The sequence below is a fragment of the Mycolicibacterium stellerae genome, assembly GCF_003719305.1.
In the GTDB taxonomy this organism is placed as follows: Bacteria; Actinomycetota; Actinomycetes; order Mycobacteriales; family Mycobacteriaceae; genus Mycobacterium; species Mycobacterium stellerae.
The window spans coordinates 104,187-124,898 of record NZ_RARC01000010.1; the positions used below are offsets into that span (position 1 = coordinate 104,187).

Sequence of the window (20,712 nt, forward strand, 5' to 3'; positions counted from 1 at the left end):
CCACGAGTGGACGAGAGCGTGGCCAGCGGAGCGCTGGGTCGACGGGGCCCGGTGCGAATAAGTGCAGCGTTATGTGTCGGGTCACCGCACCCGCACGCTGCGGACGGCGACGTGGTGATCGCCGAGAGTGAGCTGCCGCAGTGGTGCCTCGGCCAGCGCGGCGGGGTCACGCGGAGTGTGCACTACGGCCACCAACATGATGAGTGAGCCGGCGGGGACGCCAGCGCCGCCGAGGTTGACATCGAAACTGACCGACCGGGGGGCGCCTGCGCTGAGGTCGCCAGTGAGTGACCGTCGTGGGGTGGCCTGATCCGCCAGTCGCCACCCGCCGGCGAGCGCTGGGGCCGCTCCGTTCGTCAGCAGGTTGGTAATGCCTGCCGCCCAGCCGACGTTGGCAGGCAGCCATGTCGTCGACGGCTTGCCCAGCCAACCGGTCACCCGCCGCCACAGCAGGGTGGCCTGTACGTCACCGCCGGCCTGATCGGGAAATCCCCTGTTGTGCAACAGAACATGCACGGTGACCTGCCCACGAAGGACATCGACGCTCGGCTGATTGTCGCCCGCCACGGTCGGCGCCGGCGGCACATACTCGAGGAGGTCAGCCTCGGTCGGCGCCGCGGTGTCCCACGGCTGGCGGGCGAGGTTGGCGCCGGTGACAATGGTGGTCCAGACGCCTGCGGTGAGCCTGGGGTTGCCGCCGACGACGGGTCCTCCGTTCGCCTGAACAACGGTGTCGAAGTAGCGGTCCCACGTGCCGGTCGGCCGCGATCGCCGGTCGACATTGCGAAGCGCCACTTGGAAACGCCACAACCGCCAGAACCGCACGGGGTCGCCCGCGGGTGAGAGATTGGTCGCACGGGTCCACGGCAAGGTGCCGGGCGCGGCCATCGCACCCAATTTCGGATGCACCCGCACATCGGGGCTGGCATGCCATGGATAGGTGGTCGGCACGGTCGCCGGCGGATGCGCAGGATCGGGAATGCGGGGTTCGAACGGTGCGACCAGCGACGTCGGCAGCGTGCGTCGGCTGTCGTAAGGGTGCACGCGCAGGTATGTGCGGTCGGCCACTGGGCCGGTGAGGTCGAGCTCCCACACGCCCCGCGCCTGGGTGGCCGCCCGCAACAGCCGGACCGGACCGTTGGAGTAGATGGCGAGGTCCTGCACCGCGACGTCGGGCAGGCCATTGTCGAGGCGGGTGAACGGCGTCCACACGGGGTCGTTGCCGTTGAAGGTCAGCGTCGAGCGGAACACGCCGATCGTGGTGCCCACGTACACCGTTTCGGGGTGCGCGGGCTCGACGGCGACGGCGACAGCGGCCGCGGTCGTGGATCTGCGCAGTCCGGTGCGGTGCCATTTCCCTGCGCCGTCGAACCACCACAGCTGTTCGTCGCCCTCGGCGGACAGGTCACCGGTCAGCGCGAGGTATACCGAGCCGTGCGCACCGCGCGCCGGGTCGTGCACCGCGAGGTCGTTGCATTTGTCGCTGGAGCTGACATCGGTCGACTTGCTCGGGTGGAACACGTCCTTCAGCGATATGTCGACGCGGGGCTGCCAGGCGCCTGCAACGCGGTCCAACCGATGCAGGCCGCGGGAGCACAGCACCCAGAGGCGATTCGGCGTGGCCCAGCGAAGAATCCGGATGGCCCCGCTACCGCCGGGGACAACGTCCTGCGCGAAATTACCCGCACCCGTCGGCGGGGTCGGCCGCTGCCCGGCCAGCGGGTCGGTATTCGTCGGCAGCGTGACCCAGCCGGTTCCCCAGTTCTCGCTGTACCAGACGCGGTCGGTGCCTACGGCCAACTGGTTGACTGCGCCGTTCACGATGGTCGCGGGCAACGAGTAGAACGAGGCGGAACTGTCCTCTGTCGCCCTGGCTGCCGCCGGCACCGGCTGGCCCGGCGGGGTCTTACCGTTGCTCCAGTCGGCGTCCGAGTACTGGGCGATGTAGCGCTCGGTCTGAACCTGGTCGAAAGCAACACCTCCGCCGTCGCCGCCCTGCTCCCAGCCCCATACGGTCTCGCCGATCCTGCGCTGGGTCGCGTTGTCCTGGGCGCCGAGTACGAGGGCCACGTCGTTGCTGGGATGGCCGGCCACGAATCCGGCTTCGGTCACCACCAATCCGGTGTTGCGTGGGGTGAAGCTTCCCGCCGCACCTGCGGCGGTAGACACGAATACCCCACCGTCACAAGCCACCCACACCGACTGCCCGTCGTCGGTGAACCGGATCGCCAACACATCGGCGTGCACCTCCCGGCCGACGTAGGCGGCGGCCGCGGGGTAGGCGAAGTTCCCGGCAGGCAAGGCCGTGACGGCGTCAAGGTACAGCGAGGCGGCGGCGGTGTTGGGGAAGGTCGTACCAGCGAGCGCAATGCGGTTCGGTGCGGAAGGGTCAACGGCCACAGCGATTTTCGAGGAACTGATGTCGGCTGTGTTCCACAGGGTGGGGCCGTTGCGCACCAAGGCCAGCGTTACGGGCGCAGTGGTGGTGTCGATGCGCCACAGCCTCGACGACGGCGGCAGGGCGCCCACTCCCGCGGCGGCGGACCCGAGCGCCCACACCACGTCGCCCGTGGGCGACGCCGTCAACGCCATGGTCGTATGCGGGTTCGGGTTGCCTGCACCGTTCGGAAGCGGCACCTGGGTGAACACGTTGGTCCCGTCGATTCGAACATGCAGTTCTATGTCGTTGTTCGTCCTGCGGATGGCCACCCACAAGCGGCCGGGCTGCCCGCCCGCGGGCTGTGTCCACACGGCATCGACGCACGGCGCCGCGCTCTTGCCGTTCTTCGGGAAGCCGGCGACGGCATCCCACGAGACGTGTGGTCCTGCGCCTGCCGGCCGAGCGAACAATCCCTTGCTGGTCGCCGCCACCAGACCGGCGGCGCCCGGCTGCGCTACCACCCGAGAGACGGTCGCTCCCAACAGGTTCGTCGCCTCGACGACGAACGCCGGATCCGCGACGGGCTTGCTGGTGGGGTCGGTGCCGTGCAGCACACCAATGCCCACGAGCTGGTCGCCCGGCATCCCGTCGGTGAAGCCACCGCCCTCGCCGGTGCCCACCCAGACCTCATCCTTGGTGGGGTCGTCCGCCCCTGCCGTGACGCCCCACCGCACCAACAAGCATCCCAACGCGTTGGGGCTGGCGAACGTGTCCCTCGCTGCGGGGTCGGCTGACCGGAAGCCGCCGAGCGGCCGCCAGGTCGCGCCGCGATCGTCGGTGTACCAGATGCCACCGGTTGCCGAAGCGGCGTACGCGCGTTGCCCAGCTTTCGGCTCCACCTGGACGTCTCGGACCCGGCCTGTCACACGCGGCGTGCCGAATTCGTCGCTTGACAGGACGGTGTGGGGGCCGACGGGAAACCATATGTCGGCGGCTCCACCCGCTCCGCCCGGTGCGGCCGCTGCGGCGCGGAACAGCATCGCGGGTTGGCCGAGGCCGCGAGCGGCATTCCATCTGCGCCGCGCACCGCGGCCATCGCGCCTGCCGCCGGCGTTGCGCCCTGGCCAGCCGTAGGTGGATGTCATTGCCCCGGCTCCGATGTCGGCGCCTGCCCCGGCCCCACCCGGATGTAGCCGTCCTGCACATGGGCGGGCTCGTCGGGCAGCAACGCCGCCTGCGTCGCGGCCAGTATCGGGTCGTCCTGCCAGGTGCCCGGACTGCTGCGCCGGGTAAACACCTGGTCGGTGCCGAACGCCGACGGTTTCGGCAGCCGGACCTGATCGGTGTCGAGCAGGACCGGGCCGGTCCGCAGCGACGGCGACAGCCGGGCCAGCCCCGGCGCCACCCACTCGCGCGCGAGTGCAAGCGCCTTGCGGGGAAGCACACCGGACGTCAGATTGACCTGGCCACCCGGATGCATCAGCAGCATCAGATCGAGTCGCTGGCCGTAGTGCAGGCGCAACGTGTCCTCGGCGAGGACATAGTCGTGGTCGATGGGCACCGGCGCATCACCGGCATAGGGCTCCGGGCCTGCAGGCGCGGCCAGCGCGGCGACCACCTTGTCGACGACGTGCAGGCGGGTGAAGTCGTCGCCGACGAAGAAACCGATCAGACCGTCGTCGGTGCGGGTCAGTTCGCCGAGACGGACGGCGAACGCTTCAGCCGCCAAGGCGCGCTCGGCCGCGGTCCGTTCGGCCGCCCGCTGCGGATCCGAGAGGTCGAGGTCGGTTTCCGGCCGCAGGTCCAGCCACAGCCGAGCACGCACCAGGGCCAACGGCCTGCCGACCAATCCGGCGATGTGCTCACTGCCCAACGCCGCGAACGTGTCGACGGTCCACAGCGTGGTATCGATGGCCCGCAGCGCGGCGGTCAGCGCCGACTCGGCCGGCTGGCCCGCCGCACGCGCGGCCACGTCGGCGGCCAGTAGGCCGGTGGCGAACCGGCCCATTCGCAGCGCCCCGCCCGTGAGGCCGAACAGCGGGCCTGAGTCGGGCGGTCCAGGCCGGCCGGGGGCCATCTCCCACACGACGCGGTTGCCGACGGCTTCGTGGAACAGTTCGCCCACCGGTGCGCCCGCGGCGTCGAACACCTCGAGCGACTCGTCGAGATGGTCGGGCAAGACGAAGCCGGCCACCGGGTTGACGGTCCCCGACGGGTCGACCTGATCGACGCGGGCTTCCAGCGGATCATCGGCGCCGCCCGCTTCGACCAGGCGGAACATCCAGCGCGCCGGCCGGGGCAGGCGCGGCCGAATCCGCATCAAACCGGGCTCCCCTGCGCCGACGCGGGTGGCCGTCTCGGCGGTCGGCGCGGCGGGCACGTCGAGGGTGCGACCGTAGATGTCGAGCAGCCTGGCCTTCTCCACCCGGATGGTTCCTGAGGCGAGCGGAAGTGGCGCCCCGATGGGCGCAGGCGGCACCAGGGAGCCGCCGCCGTCGCGCTCACGCATCAGGCCGTCGGCGCTTACTTGCGGGCCGACACCGAGGAGTTGCATCCGGATGCCGTCGAGCGCCGCCGTCAGCACGTCGAGGTTCTCGACGGCGGCGGCCACCGCGGCCAGTCCGCTTTCGACATCGTCGGGGACTTCGCCCATCCCGCCGGTCGATTTCTCCATGGCGTCCTCGGCGGCAAGGAAGTCGCGCACCGCCGACGCCAGAGTGTCCGCGGCGCCAGCGGTCAGCAGCGTCCGGCCGACGAACGTACGGGTCCTCGTCGCTGGCGCCGCCCCGTCGACGGGTTCGTAGTCGGCGGCGTCGAGTTGCCAATCGTCGAGGGTGACGGCGACCTCGGCGGTGGCTTCCCACTCCAGCCACGTCGGTGTCCACGGCTGCGACCATGCCGTGACCCCGACGGGCGATGGGTCGACGCCGATGAACAGGGAGTGCCGCCACAGTTGATCGGCGATGTCGTGGCGATCGACGATCGCATCGGCCTCTTCGACGAATACCGACGTGGCCGCGTCGTAGGTGGCGGTACTTCCGAAGCGCAACACCGCTTCCGCGTCCAACCGGGCCGCAACGGCGTTGGCGCGCAAGCCGGTCCGCTTGGAACCGCGGTCGGCGAGCCAGCGCCGTGTGTAGGGCGAATGCAGGACAGCCTCTTGTGCGAGGCCGAGCACTTCGGGCGGCAGCGAGCCGTTCCCCAGCGTCGGGAGCACGTCGCTGCCCCGCACCACGCCTTTCAGTTGCCGGATCATCTGGTGTGGCCAGCGGCACCACAAGAGCCCGTCGGGGGAGAACCTGCCGTCGCCGCCGTGGCGCAGACTGCGCCCGCCGCCCTGCACGGCGACGAGCGGATCGAGGGGGAAGTGGAATACCGGCGCCGGCCGCGGAACGGTCCGCGGTTCGGTGTCGACCGGCGGGTCGCTTGCGCCGTCGGCGTCGCTCACCGCGTCTCGCACGCCGACCGACGTGATGAGCGCGTGCCGGTCGACGAAGAGTTGGGAGAGCCGGACCGACGGGACGGTGAAGACGGATCCGGTCGCGGCCCGACGGGCGGCCTGGCGTGCACCGCGGCCGAGCTTGAGCGCGGCGCCGCTGCGCCCGGTGACAAGCCTGTCGTCGCCGCGATTGCCGCCGGGATACGACCCGAACGCGATGGAATGTTCGTGGTCTTCGGCGGCTGCCACCCCGTTGGGCTGGGTGAGATCGCGGAGGGTGTGGCTGGTGAATGCGGCCAGCAACCGTTCGGTGGCGCGACGGCCGTCGTCGTCGGCGGGGCCGAGCGCAGGCCCGGTCAGGGCGGCGAGCACGTCGTCATCGGAGAAGCCGAGCGCCATGCGCACGTCATCGGGGGCAGGCCGGTTGTCAGGGCCATCGTCGGGGCCCGTCTCCACGGGGACTCCGTAGACGCTGCCGTGCAGCAGGGTGGCGTGCGGCCACCACGGCTTGGCGGTCAGCACCGAATCGCCCGCCCGGACCAGCTCCGTCTGGACGGCCTCGGCCAGCGGGCTGACGGCGTGCTCGGCGACGCGCGGTATCGGTGTGGGCATTCGGTTGGTCGCGAATATGGTGGCCGATGGCAGGTTGACCGACAGGCGCAGCTTGGCCCTCGTGTCGCGGATGCGCTGATCGGATGGCGCAAACACCCACGGCGCCACCGCACTCCAGCCGAGCCCGTGCAGCAGCGCATCGAGGCTGCCCGCGTCGCGGGCGGTGTCGAGCGGGTCGAGCACAGTCTGCGACCACCACCCCGCGACGAGGTAGGTGGCGCCGTCGCCCGCCAGACCCTGGGGGGCCACCTGCGCGAGGTCGTCGAGCGGGTCGTGGAAGCCGAATCGGTTGAGCACCGAGTCGTAGGTAGCCGACCATGTCGCGGCGCCGCCGGCCGTCCCGGTGAGCTGGTCGGCGGGCACGGCGGCGCCTGCCACCGGCGCGCCGGGCGAGCTGTCCGGCCACGTCGCCAGGTCGACGCGCGCCGCCCGGTCGGCTTCGAGCACCCAGCCCCGCACATGGACGGTCTCGGAGTCCGGCAGCGCCAGCAGACGCAGCACCACCCAGCGGTCGGGCAGCGCGGGCAGTGCCAGGCGGTTGCGGTCGGTGCCCTCGGCGAGTCGTCCGCGCAGCAGCGCGTCGGGCATCGCCCAGTGCAGGTGGACGCCGGGCGCCCTGCGTGCTCCCGCGTCGAACGGCGGCGGGAAGCCGGGCCCTTCTCCGCTGGGATCGTTGAGTGCCGACGGCAGCGTGACCATCGGTTCGCTGTCTTGGGTGACGACGAGCGCCTGCACGTCGACAGGCACGAGAAGGCGGACGTCGCGGACCAGACGGTCGTCCCATGTTGCGACGGTGGCCGCGTCGACGTCGAGCATCGTGACGGCTGTCCAGCGCGAGTCGAAGACAAGCTTGGCGTCGATCGGGCTCATTGGATCACGTCCCTGAAGCGGTCCTCGAGCTCACCGAAGGCCAGCCGCGGACGGAACACGTCGGCCAGCGCATGCCCGGGCTCGTTGGCCGGATCACCGAACACCTGCCGGTACGGGAAGCGAAGCATCTCCAGCGCGAATTCGTTGGCGTCCACAGACATTCCGGTGTTGCCACCGACGTGCGTGGCCGGTTTGGCGGCGATGCGGTTGCGCAGCTTGCGCAGATGGATCACGCCTGCGCTTCCCCTGCGGAACGGCACATCGACGGACTGATTGGGCAGGTCGTCGCCGGTGGCCGCATCGCGCAGCGGCACCGTGCGCCGAGTCGACAGCGGTTCGGCCGGTGGGCGCAGCGCGCCGAATTGTATTCCCTGCCTTGGTTCTTCGACGTGCACAACGGCGGGGACACCGTCGAAGAGGACAAGCAGCACAGCAGGCGCGAGCCGCTCCATGCGGAGGACCTTGAGCCGGTCGGGGTCCGACTCGGGGAGGATGTCGTCGTCGGCCTGGCGGTCGACGGCGTAGCCGCGCACGTGCAGTCCCGGCCAGCCCGACACCAGCTTGGAGCGCAGCAGGAAGCCGCTGACCGCGCCGCCGGCTGCGGACAGCCGCGCCTCGTCCTTGGGCATGCGGATGGTGCGCTCGGCCTCGTCGACCTCATCACGGATCACCTCACGAAGGGCTTCCAGTTGGGCACGTTCGGCGGTGGTGAAGGTGCCGATGCTCAACACGCCTGCGATCAGGGCGTCGGTCCAGTTGCGGTCGATGTAGAAGAAGCGGACCGACTCGCGCGGTAGCAGCGACGCGTCGGCGACGAGGTAGTTGAACGGCACGCTGTGCAGCAGCCGAAGCTCGGCCAGTGCCCGGCGAATGGCGCCGGGCACCACGTGGGCGCCGTCGTCCGGGTCGTCTTCGGTGAGTCCGGCGATCGCACCGGCGATGGCAGCGGAGAACTGCAGCTGCACCGCCTCGGCGGCGCTGATGGCCGTGAGCTTCATCTGTTGCCTCCGGTGTCGAGTCGGTCGAGCAATTCGTCGAGCGCGTCACGCCCGGCCCGTCTTGCGCCCCCTGCGAGCCCGACGACGGGTGTCGGCGCGGCGGCCTGCGCCACGCGCTCGATCTCGGCGTCGAGGGCGGCGCGCAGCCCGGCGGTGGTGGCCGGGTCGAGCGGACCGTCGGGCCGGGCCAAGGGCACATCGGTCTGAGCCAGCGCCGCGGCCATGCCGATCTGCCTCGCGGACTTCCTCAGCTCGGTGAGGTTGAGGTTCAGGCCCGCGGCCACAACTCGTTCGAGGGGGCCGTCGATTCCGATGGGCCGCCCCGCGTCGGCCAGCGGGCGCCTAGGCCCGACGACCGCGCGGGTGTCTTCGGCGGTCTGGCTCAACAGCGCAAGTCCGACGAGGCGCCCAAAGCGCTGATCCAGCCGGTCGCCACCGACCGGGCTGCCGGTCGGGCCGGTCACATCGTCGGCCAACTTGTTCAGCCGCGCCGCCCCGAATTGCTCGGACCGCCATGCCAGTAGGGCGCGCACAAGCGCGGGTTGCGACAGCCCGAGGAGTCGGCCGATCTCGAAAGCGGCGGCCAGGCTGACGTCCTCGCGGCCGTCGGGCGTCAATACCCGAAGTTGGTCACTGACCGCGGGCAGCGGGCTGTCGGCGGGGTCACGGTCGGTCGGAAGCGGGCCGAAGGGCCCTCGGTACCACGCCGTCGTGGTGTCGCCCCGCCGGGTGGTTTGCGGCAGCGCGACGTGGCCCGTCTCGGTCACCTCCGGAGGCGCGGGACGTGGCGGGTCGTCTGGGCGGGGCGCGTTCGGGTGTTCCACCTTGCGGTCCGGGTCGCCGTCGGGATCCACGCCGTACACCGACCCGTACTGGGTGCCGAGCAGCCCGACATCGAGCGCCTGGGCCAGCGAGCGGAAGTCGCCGTCGTTGGTGGCGGTGAAGCTCCAGTGGGCAAGCACGGGGAATCGGTAGACCGGTTCGAGGAAGAACTCGTGGAACGGCACTGTCCATGGAGCTGCCATGTCGCGGCGCACGGTGGCGGCCGCGTCCTGGTTGACCGCTGATGGCGAAGCCGTCTCGGCCTTGAAGTTGGCCCACTGGGCCGCGGTACCGAGCGGGGGCTTGGCCTGCTCGGCGATCGGCAGCGCGAGCGGCGGGGGGTCGTCGTCGGCTGTTGCGTCGACGAGATGGCCGGTGCCCATCACGACGTGGTCGGTGCTCTGCGCGGCAGCGGCCGCGAACCGGACATCCTGAACCGCACCGAAGTTGTCGATGCGGTCCTGGGTGGCGAGTTCGGCGTCGGTTGGCAGCACATCGATCTGACCCTCGAGGTTTACCACGCAGGCGATGTATCTGACTGGGGCAGAATATGTTTCGCCGGTGTCGGGATCGGTGCGCGGGGTGGCCAGCGGCAGCCGGTTGGCCAGTACGACGGCCAGCCAGCCGTCGTCGTCACCGCTTGCCAGTTCGGTGTCGCGGATGTCGACCTCGCGCACGTGCACCAACAGCGGGAGGTCCTCGACCGTCGGGAACACCTTGTTGACGACGGTCTCGGTCACCGTGAGGCACATCGCCGTCGGAGTGTCGGCGTCTTGCGGATCGGGCAGCGTCGTGCCCGGTGTGACGCACTGGCCGAACGGCAACGGGTCGGTTGACAGCGTGCCCTCGCCCTGGGCCAGCACGACGAGCGCGAGCCACGGCCGCGGCGGATCATTGGCCTGCCGCGCCGGCCCGCCGGGGTCGCGCTCCCATGGCAGCGTGCGTCGCTTGAGGACGATCTGGGGCAGACGGCTGCCGAAGTCGCCCTCGGCCATCGCGGGTGGGAACGTCGACAGAATCTGGTCGGGCGGCATGGTGTAACGCGGCGAGCTGACGACGAGTTCGGCGACGTGTTCCTCAACGGGCAGTTCAGGTATGGGGATTGCACCGTGCAGCTGGTAGCGGCCCGCGGTCACCGGCGGTGCCACGAAGCTGTGCAGCACAAACGTCCCGCGCTGGATCATGGCTGTGCCTTCCTTGCCCGCCTGATACGGCGCACGGGCCTCGCGTCCGGCACCGGGGTCCACCCCAGCTCCACCTCGCCGCGACCGCCCGAGGCGGCGCCAAGAACTGCGTCGAAGCCACGAGTCGCCAAGTCCGACAGCGCATCCGCCGCGTCGCCGTTCGCACCGACCACCCCGGCCAACGCCCAGCCCACGCCGCTGGCGATTGTCACCGTGATAGGCCGAGGTTCGGCCCGCCCCCCGCCATCGGACACGACGCGGTACGCCATCATGGCCCGGTTTCCGAGTGCCAGCGTCACTGGCGGGACGGCTGCACCGCCGGAGGTAGCCTGCCGGGCGCCGTCGAGTCCGACGATGAGCCGCCGGCCCGCGTCGGCCGCCGGGTCGTCGAGCACCACGATCACGACGTCGACGGGTGCGGCGAACCGGGTCGAGACGGTGGCCGTGCCGTCGACGAGCTCAGCCGCCTCGACGTAGCCGGCGCGGAACAGCTGAGGCTTGCGCACCAGCGGTGCCGCCTCGACTTGTACGATCGCGCCAATTCCGAGGCCAACGCCGAATCCCGTGTAGGACAACGTCATTCCGGCGTGCCAACCGGTCATCGACGGGAGTGGGACGTGCTCGCCCAGCGCCGCGACGACCAGTCGCTCGGTGCCGCGCGGGATCGTCAGGCTGCCACCGCCGGGAGCAGTGGTCTCGTCCGACAGCACGAGGCCGCCGTGTGACAGTGCCACCACCCGCGTCGAGCATCCCTTCCATGTGAAGGTCGGGCGCTCGGCCGCCTCGTCCACATCGCGGCCCGCGTTGGGAAGCGCCAGCACCGCCACCTCGCCGGCCCGCAGCGTCGACACTCCGCTGGGTGCGGCGCGCGGCCCGAAACGAGGGCGCCGGGCCTCGCCGTCGGGAGTGCCGGCCAGCCCCGCGGTGAGCGCTTCGAGTCGGTCGCGGCCGGCCCCGCCGCGTTGTGCAACGCGAGCCGCGGGCGTCCGGGCAAGGCGGGTGACAGCGGGCGCGTCGACGGGTGCGATCGATGTCCTCGTCGCTACCCCGGCGCCGCCGATCACCAGGCGTGCCGCGGCGGGAACGTTGCGCAACCCGGCCAGTGTCGGCGGTGCCGCGCGCCTCACCCGCGGCAGGTCGGATACCGTCGTCGCGCCGCCTGCCAGCGCTCCCTCCAGCGCGGTCCCGGCACCGAGGACGGCCAGTGCGACGGGCGGCAACACCGTGGCGTCCACCGCAGGCGGTATTACCGGGGTGGCGACATCGGGCACGAGGTTGTCATCGATCGCCGCAAGGCGGTCGCTGAGCGACCCAAGGCGGGGAGGCACACCCCTGCGCTCGTTCTGCCACGACACCAGTTCGATCGGTGAGGCTCCCCCATCGGCGCGCCACGAGTTGGCCAACGCCCGCACGTCGGCAGCGCCGGACACCGCATCGTCGACCAGTGTCACCACGCGGGCGGCCTTGTCGAGTTCCTCCGTGCGGGTGGCGCCCGAGTTGCGCAGGAACGGCAGCGGTCTGCGGGGCCCCGACGGGTCCAGGCGGTTGAATGCGATGGGAGGGCCGCCACCGGAGTCGACCGCGCGAGACACCACCTGCAACTGGTTGAGTGCGCCGACGACCTCGCCGGACGGAACCCGTGGAGCGGCCGGGTCCTGCGGCGGCCCCCACACGCCGAGCGGGAAGGCGCCGAAGGGAAGCCGTTTTGCCGCCCCGAACGGCCACGGCTGCGGTGCGCCGCCTCTCGTCCAGCGCAGCGTGAAGGTGGGGTCGATTGCGGCTGTGCCCATCGGGCCGATGCCCAGCAGCCGGGTCGGCGCGACGGGCGTCCGCGCACCTGTGGTGTCGACTCCCGTCGTGGGAACGGTCGAGGTCAGCGTCATCACGAACTCCGCCGTCACCACGAACGGTCGGCCCTGACTGCCATCGGGCGTCTGCGGTGCCGGACCTCCCGATGTGCGCGGCCGCACCGCACCGCTGGTCACGATAGACGAAACAGCCTGCGCTACACCGGCGCTCGCCTCATCGAGGTATTTGGCGATGAACTCCCGTGGACGCAGCCGCACGGTCGCGTGGTTGGCTGTCGACCCGAACGGCACGGTGACCGTGCACGGGCCGACGTCGATCTTGGCGCGGCCGTGGAAGTCGGGCCCCTCCACTTCGATGGAGGCGCCGCGGGAGATGGAGATGGTGATGTCGCCGAACCACGTGTCGATGGTGACGCCGGCCGCGATGCGCGCGTATGCCTTCACCTTGTAGTGGAACGGGTCGTAGAAGACGATGCCGTGTGCGCCGAACGTCAACCGGGCCCATGCCCAGCCAAAGTCGGCCGACACCTTCACGTCGACCCCGGCCATCACGGCTTCGGAGGTCAGCGCGAAATAGGCGCCGCCCTTGATGACGATTGCCGAGCCGATCGACCACTGAAGGCCAAGGCGCGGCACCTGCGGGTAGCCGTCACGGTGGAAGTCGGGGTGGAAGCCGCCGATGGTCAGCACGACTTCGCCCCTGTGCGGTCCACCGAACCACACCACGAACGCAAACCCGCCGGTGAGCCGGACGTCTTCGTACAGCAGCCAGGAGTTGTCGGTCAGCTGGCCCTGCACCCAGATGACGCCCTCCTTGGAGGAGATACGCACGACCAGCGCGAGCTCGATGCTGACGAGCGCTGCCTGCGGCCTTGGCAGCGCCATGCGGGCGAGACCCAGCATCGTGATGTCGAAGCCGTCGCCGAATTGCATTGCCACTACTGCGATTCCGTCAACTAGGGCAAAGCTGGTGAAGCTCAGTCCTGCGGCGAACCAGAATGTGCCCGGTTGCGCGGGGAAGTAGTTGCCGAGGGCCCGCAGTTCGGCCATCGGGTCCGGGGCGGGGGTGGCGCTGACGTCGAGCGCCTTGATGAGCGGGTAGTCGGCGAACTGGGACAGGTCGGTGGGCACCCGCAACTCGCGGTTGATACCGAAGCCGCCGCCGATGCCCGTGACGAAGAAGGCGGGCACGCCGCCGATCGGCCCGACGACGGCGCCCACCGCGAAGAACGACACGACACCCGCCGTCTTGCCGTAGCCGCCGTAGACGGTGAGCCCGTAGACGCCGAAGCGACCGAGCAACATGCCGAGGTATTCGATGGCATCGCCGCTGCCCGATTTGAGAAGACCGCCCGAGATCGACAGCGGGCCAAGATCTGCCGACACGGCGAGGCCTGCGAGGTCGACTTCCCAGTTCTTCGGTTCGAACGCGCTGCCTTTGGCGACGAAGTAGGTGATGGACAGGTCGTCGACGGCGGCGTTGAGCCCGAACAGAGACACCCGCGCATCGAGAAGTAGTGACACCGCCTCGAGGTGGCGCTGCGGCATCTTGACGCCGAAGCCGATCTGCTCGACGTACAGCGGCCCGAAGCCCTTCTGGATGACGACCCACCACGGGCCGTCGCCTGCCCCGGCCCGCAACGTCACCTCGAGGTCTTGGCCATCGTGCTTCTGTACGGCAAGCGCAGGGGAGAAGGCCGGCTTCGGCGGCTTACCCGCCGAGGCGCTGTCGGCGAGAATGCCAGACGCAATCGCATTGCCGCCGTTGGCCGAAGACAGGCCCGCGGCCAGGTTGGCCAGCTGCAACTGAGCGCCGCCGCTCACGCCCGCGGCGCTGATGTCGGCGAACAGGTGCAGCGCAACGGACTCGACCGTCGCGAAGCTGTCGAGAAGCGGGCCGCTCTCTCGTCCGATCCGCACGCCCAGCCCCGACACGGTCAGCGTCGGCGTGAACGAGACATCCTGGCCGTTGACCGTGACGAGCCCGAGGGCGATGCCTGCGACCGGCGGGGCAGGGTCGATCCAGGTGTCGTCGGCCTCCAACCAGATCGTGACATCGCCGTCCACGAGAGGCAGGCGCGAAGTGAGGCCGAGCGTGAGTTCGCCGACGTCGGCAGGCTTCGCCAATCCGAGCGTGAGCGCGTTGTCGACCGCGACCGACAGGTCGGCTTCGGCCAGGTTGGCGAGCAGGCGTCCGACGCGATCCACAAGCCCACTGGCAGCGAATAATTCGGCGTCGAAGGTGTCGTCGTCGTGCAGCACGACTCCATGCAGCAGCTCCTTGACGGTGCTCGTGCCGACAGCCGTGTCCAAGAGGTTCTGTACCTCGGCCACGGCCAGCGCGATCGATGCGGCCACGGTCGCCGCGAGTTCGGTCAGTGCGGCGGTGACGGCCGCGGGGTCGATGACCGGTGACGGGCCACCGGTCAGCGCCAGCTGCGTGCCTGCAGGACTTCCGGGCAGCCACTGGGCGACCAGGCTACGGGTGCCGTCGAGATTGACACCGGCCTCGACTCGCCTGCCGCCTTGCGGGTTGGCGCCTGCATGCACGGCGACTACGGGCCGCAGCTGCAACGGACCGGCGGCCAACGGCGCAGGGCCGATCTCCAGCATCACGGCGTCCAGTCCGCCGGGCACCAATGTCACTGCAGCGTGGAGGTTTTCGATCAGCGGCACGTCGTCGGCGGCGGCCTCGATCTCGACCGTGAAGGGCGCCGGAGTCCAGCGCACGGTCACCACTCCGACGTCGATGCGCAACGCAGGCCCTTCCGGTGCCACCGCAACGGCCGCGGGCAAGGCTGCGGTGAGAGCGGCCGCCAGACGGTTCAACTCCGCGTCGACGGTCGTGGACGCCGCGGTGACCAGAGAGGCCGAGGGATTCGCGGCGAATGCCACCAGCTTGTCGTAGTCGAAGTGGTCGGCCGGATCGCGCAGGCCGAGTGCGTCTCCCGCCACGGCAACCAGCTGTCCCACGTGGCCGGAGAGGTTGTTGCCCCCTTGGGCGGCGAGCTTGTCGAGTACGAACGGCAACGCGTGGGCGCCGGCCGTCACCGCTTGGTCGGCCAGCGCGCCGAGCCCGCGGCCGTGCGGGTGCAACGCCACATCGGCGCCGCTGGCCGGTCGCAGAAAGACGCTCAGCTCATCATCGATCGCGACGTGCACGGCGCGGCGGCCCTTCACGGGGCTGGCCGCTCCAAGGTGCAGATCGAACGCGGGGTGCGGCTTGGCGCCGGAAACAAAGCGGGCATTGGCTTCGAGGCCGGCCACCAACCGGCCGAGCGGCGTAGCGGCGGGCGCCTGGAAACCGCTGGTGTCCACCGATGCGTGCAGTTCGAACGCACCGCCGGCCTCCCGCACCGCGACCCGCACGCCGGGCGCGATGTCGAGCCGCCCCGGGTCCCCGCCGACGCCGAGAAGCGGTTTGACGGCTTCGACCAGAGCGATCAGTCGACCGGGGTCTGTGCCGAGCACATCGGGGTGGCCTAGCCACCCCACCGGATCGGCCATCAACCCGAGCGGCAGCCGCACCCGCCCGGTTGAGTCGATCAGCCCGACGGCGGCAAGAACGGCGTCGACGATGGGGCGGGCGTCGTCGTCGAGTTGCCGCAACATGTCCAGCGCCGACTGGGCGAAAAGCGCGGGCGCCAGGCGCAGCACGGTGTCCGCTGCCGTTGCGGCGTCGAAGGTTGGCCACAGCTCCGTGGCCACCTCCGCGCCGCGGGTGGGTCTGCGGTGAAAGACGACGGCGCGCGGATTGGCGGTGAGCCATACAGCGCCGGAAGGCGATGTGGACGGGTCGGGGCGGCCGACGCGCAACCACCAGTCCAGGCCGCCCGGCGAGTCGGCCGCGTGTGCGGCCCAACCGATGCCGCCGTTCGCGTCCGGCGCTTCGACCGTCAACGCGCGCGCCGCAAGATCGGCCACCGCTGTCACCGTGCCCGTGGCGATCCGCACCTCATTGGGTGGCCCCGATGCGGCGGCGCCAAGCAGAACCCTTGCACCGGCGGCTAATTGGTTGCGTCGGGCTTCGATATCGAGCACGGCGGCGAATAGCCCGCCCGGGTCGTGGATGAGTTGCTCGATGGCATCGGCAATGCTCCCGTCGGCCGCGACGAGCGTCGCAGCTTCCAGCACCGTCCGAAGCGCGGCAGCACTGGCACTCGGCGCTGGCGCGGCGGCTTCGGCCGCGATGCGCGCCGTGGCCAGCGAAAGCAGCAGGCGGGCTTCGGCGCCCACGGGTTCACCGGCAGCGCTGAGCTCGGACCGCACGCGGACCGTGTCGAATACTCGGCCGTCGAGGATCGTCACTCGGCCTTGCCCAACGGCTGTCGACGCGCTACCGCGGGGCACGGTCACCTCCGCGGTGACGGCCCGCACCGCATGGTGTCGGGGCCGGGTGAGCCCCCGCTGCGGGTCGGGCCCGCCTGCCAGCCAGCCGGACCGGACGCCGAGCCGCAGCGACGCACGCACCGCGCGCTCGGTGCTGGTGGTCAGGCCGTCGTCGGTGATGTCCCAGCCGGCGAGGTCGGTGGTGACGGACCCGGAGACGACCAGGGAGTCAACACCGTCGTCGGCGATAGGCGTGCGCAGCGCCAATCTGATTCCTGCACTTGGGTTTTCCGCAGCGGCAGCATCAGCGCGGTCGCGCGCGCGGGCTGCCAGGCCGGCGGCCACCAGAGCGGTGACCGAGCGCCGCACCGCGGCCTCGCCGGCCCTGCCGAACACCGCGTGCAGGGACAGTCCCGCGCGGGCCGGAATCCCGCCGGCGGGCAGCCGGAGGTCGCGTGCTGGATCGGCAAGTGAGTCGATCTCGGCCAACGCATCGACAAGCGCCCGGCCGCGCATCAGGTCGGCGTCGCCGGGGTCGACGCCGGCGGACAGCGTGTCCAACAGCCGCCAGGCGTCGCCCGCAGCTGCCTCGTCCAGCACGCTGAATGCCACCGGGCCCAGTGGCGTGCCAAGGGTGACCACGTCGCTCACCGCTTGCGCGTCAACCGCCGCCATCCGTGCGGCGTGACCGGCGCCGCCTTCACCGATGACGACCTGACCGTCGCCCAGTCCCGCCGCAGCCGCGAGGACGACCGACAAGCGCGCCGCCTGCCCGCGTGAGCCGTCGGGGTCTCCCGCTGCCAGCGCGGCCACCGGCCGAGGAGCCAGGGCGACGTACCAGTCACCTGCCGAGAGAGTCGGTGCGGCAAAGCTTTCGGGCGCGCGATTGGCCGCGGTGAGGTCGATGACCCGGTCGGGTGGCGCGTCGGGGAACGCGGTCGTGGCGTCGGTGACGATACGGACGCGGATAACGACGGGCGGATCGTGATCAAGCAGTTCGGTCAACTCGGCCTCGGCGGCCAGGTTCCCTGCCGGAACATCGTCAAGTACGACGACGTCGACGTCGTCGGGCGGGTCAGCGGGCGGCACGATGCGTCCATCGGTGCCGGTCCAGCGCGACACAAGGGCGTCGAGACCGGCGGCGACAGGCCGGTTCCAGATCAGGTCGAAGACGTCGTCGTCGACGGTCGCCTGGTCGGAAAGGCTGCGCGCCAGGATCTCGGATGCAAGGCCGGTCTGGCCGGGTCGCCATGTGGTGATCTCGTCCCCGGCGACGACGAACGGGTCGCCGCCCGCGGCGCCGGGGAACCACACCAGCAGCTCGGGTGCGCGGGGCGTCGTGTCGAGTGGCAGCATGAACGGCTGTGACCGCGTGCCGGACCCAGACACCATCCCGCTCAACACGCCGCTGCTGGTGATGAGGTCGGCGATGAAGCTGACTAGGGCGGGCCCGGCGACGACCGCGAGCTGGCCCAGCCAGCGACCAATGGCAGTGGGGGCGTCGGCGGCGGGCCCGACCAGGTCGGCCAGCCGCAGCCGCGGCCGGTCGCCGGGTGTCCAGCCGAACAGGTCGAGGATCGGCGCCAGGGCTGGCGGCGCCGCGATCGAGACCAGGCCGATCAGCCGCTCGACTCCGTCCCATGCGAGGTCGTCGAGCACGTCGCCCGGGTTGGGCAGTGCCAGCGGGATCCGATCGTCCTCGACGACCACGCAAAGCCCAGGCGCATCGAACGAAAACACCGAGTCGCCGGAAGCCCGGTAGCCCAACACAATCCGGACGTAGTCGGCTTCGAGACGGACGGGTCCCAGGTCCAGCAGCGCCCGCTCGGGGTCGAGGCCCCGGCCGGATAGCCGAATCGCTGCGGTCGCCCCGGTCATCACCTGGGCGCTGCGGGCCGCAAGATCGACGACCGCCAGCTCGAGGGCGAGTGTGCCTTCCACGACGGTGCAGCCCTGGCCAAGTGTGTCGACACGGGTGAGGCCCGCAACGGAAACGTGGACTTCGTCGCCGACGACGTATGCGTGCAGCTCGAACTGGTCGGTTACCGGAACCCGCCACGGGTCGTCGGCCGAGCCGCTGCCGAGCACGGGCAAGGCCGCCGAAGCGGCCGATGCCAGCACGTTGCGCAGAACGCCCAGGACGACGGGCACCGCGTCGGCATGTGTGGTGAGCACACCGTGCCAATAGCCGGCGACGGCGTCCAAAGGGTTGCCAAGGATATCGGCCAGCGACACCGTTGCAACACCGGGATGTCCTTGGGGCGCTGACAAACCCAGCAACATGCGTACGGTGTCGGCGACATCGCCGAGTTGGTCGAGCAGCTGGTCGAGAACGTCGTCGGCGACCGTGCCCGCCACGTCCATCAATGTGTCGGTCGAGGTGAGGTCGAGCGTCGGATACGAGTGTGCGCCGATGTCCACGACGTCGGCGGCCAGGACGAACGTCGGCTTCCGTGCGGCGTCGAGGGCGAAGCCGGCGCGCACGGCTTCGACCCGAACTGCAGGCGTCGGTCCCACGGCGGGAGCGTCGAGCACCACGGGTTCAGCGCCGCCGGGCGTGCGGCCCAAGTGCCCCCACACCGCCAGTTGCGGCACCGCGGTGACGGCACCGGTCGCCACGTCGAGTGTGAACAGCATGAGGTGGCCCCGGACGAGCCTGCCGCCTTGGCCGAGCTCTACGTCGACCTCGGGGGTGAGGCGTGGCTGACCCGTTGGCCCCGTCACGCTGCCCACCCGGAGCCGCACCGTCGCATCGCCGAAAGTGCCCTCGACGCTGTCGCCGACGACGGCGGCGCCCTGTGGCAGCAACGATGCGAGCGCGCCGAGCCAGGCGGTGTGGGCCGCGGCGTCTCCTATGACTGAGGTGTACCAGGTGACGAGGGCATCGACAGCGCCCGACCGAAGTCCAGCGACCGGCAATGGCGGTACGGCGCCGGCCAATCCGAACAGCGTGGCGACGTCGGCGAGCGCGCCGCCCGCCGATGCCGCCTGTGCCTGTACCAGTCCGACGACAAGGTCGATGATCGCGTCGTCGAGCGAACCCACTCCTGCGGCGTCGAGCACGACGTCCCTGGGAGCGGAGCCCGGTAGCTGGAGACCGGTCAACCGCAGTCCAAGCACGGGCGGTTCGTCATCTTCCGCGGTCGGCACGTCGACGATGGCGGCGATCCCGCCGAGGTCGAAGTCTCCCGAAGCGGGGGAGTGGCCGAGCGTCAGCTCGACGGCGAGCCGGACACGTCCGCCCGGCTGTCCGGCCAACAGGGGGTCAACCGACGGGGCATTGCCTCGCCGCGTCTGAAACAGCATGGCCTCGATCGAGGTGTTCACCTGCGGGCGGGCCTGGGCGCCTGCGACGGCGGCCGCTTCAAGCTCGACGACTACGCCGACGCGCACGACGTCGATATGAGGTTCGATCAGCACCGATACGGTCAGGTCGGGGTCGTCGACATGAACTACGGGAAGTACCACGCGGTCGCCGTCATGGCGGACCGCCCCGTCATCGAGCACCGAGTCGAGGAAGCGCACCAGCGCGTCGCGCTGGTCGTCGTCGCCGAGCACCGCGCGCAGCCGCCCTGCCGGGTCGCCGAACCACCCCGGGTCAGGTGAGCCGTCACGCAGAATGCCCAGCGCGGCGGCCAGGTCACCCAGAATCCCGAAGTCGCCGGCGGTGACGGTCATGAGGACAATTGCCCGAGCGGATGGCGAGCCATCGGTGTCACGGTGATTCCGTCAGCGGTGGCGACCAGGGCACCCGGTATGAGTGGAAGGCCGTCCTTGTCGTTGCCGACGGTGCCGGACACGCTGGCGAGCAAGTCGAGGACCGCGCTCCACGCGAATGCCGTGAGCGCGTCAGCCCAGCGGTCAGTGATCGCGGCAGGTCCGCGCGGTCGGCCGTCGGTGGCCGCATACATGCCGGCCGGTGCATCTGACGTGCCGACGACGAACGTCACCTGGGCTTGCGAGGGGCCGCTCTGGTCGCAGGACACCGGAATGGTCACCACTACCGCCCCGTCGGCGGTGGCGACGGCGGCGCCGCCGGGATCGACGGCAAGTTCGTCGCCGCCGTCCCGCCACACGACGGTCGTCACGCGGATCCGGCGCGACTCCACGCCGAGCACGCGCCGCGCCGCGAATGGGAACAGGCGGGCCAGGGCGTCCCTGTTCAACGTGATGGGCCGCATCGGGTCCCCCGCGGCGGCGGCGCGGTCCGGTAACGGAAGCACCCCGGCTCGGTGCAAGGTTGTTAGTTCGTCGACGATCTCTGTCGGCC

Annotated in this window: 6 protein-coding genes; all 6 read right to left on the reverse strand. The window is 70.7% G+C overall.

The window, feature by feature from the left end; all coding sequences use genetic code 11:
• Positions 1–81 precede the first annotated feature (81 nt).
• Genes D6M19_RS14900 through D6M19_RS14925 form a run of 6 tightly spaced genes read right to left on the reverse strand, consistent with a single transcriptional unit; the run spans position 82 to position 20,665 of the window.
• Positions 82–3,525: a hypothetical protein gene (locus D6M19_RS14900; protein WP_123025997.1), complete on the reverse strand. Its 3,444-nt coding sequence runs from the start codon at positions 3,523–3,525 to the stop codon at positions 82–84.
• The gene (locus tag D6M19_RS14905) at positions 3,522–7,301 is read right to left on the reverse strand and encodes a hypothetical protein (protein WP_123025998.1); all 3,780 of its coding nucleotides are present in this window, start codon (positions 7,299–7,301) and stop codon (positions 3,522–3,524) included. Before D6M19_RS14905 ends, D6M19_RS14900 begins: the two co-directional genes overlap by 4 nt.
• Positions 7,298–8,299 (reverse strand): hypothetical protein, encoded by a 1,002-nt coding sequence (locus tag D6M19_RS14910; RefSeq protein ID WP_123025999.1) that lies wholly within the window; start codon positions 8,297–8,299, stop codon positions 7,298–7,300. Before D6M19_RS14910 ends, D6M19_RS14905 begins: the two co-directional genes overlap by 4 nt.
• On the reverse strand, positions 8,296–10,368 hold the full coding sequence (locus tag D6M19_RS14915) for a hypothetical protein (RefSeq protein ID WP_123026000.1): 2,073 nt from the start codon (positions 10,366–10,368) through the stop codon (positions 8,296–8,298). Before D6M19_RS14915 ends, D6M19_RS14910 begins: the two co-directional genes overlap by 4 nt.
• Entirely contained in the window at positions 10,302–20,120 is a 9,819-nt protein-coding gene (locus D6M19_RS14920; RefSeq protein ID WP_123026001.1) for a DUF6603 domain-containing protein, read from the reverse strand. The genes D6M19_RS14915 and D6M19_RS14920 overlap by 67 nt, the downstream gene beginning before the upstream one ends.
• Positions 20,117–20,665, reverse strand: coding sequence for a hypothetical protein (locus D6M19_RS14925; protein WP_164478494.1), 549 nt, complete (start codon positions 20,663–20,665; stop codon positions 20,117–20,119). Before D6M19_RS14925 ends, D6M19_RS14920 begins: the two co-directional genes overlap by 4 nt.
• Positions 20,666–20,712: the final 47 nt, after the last annotated feature.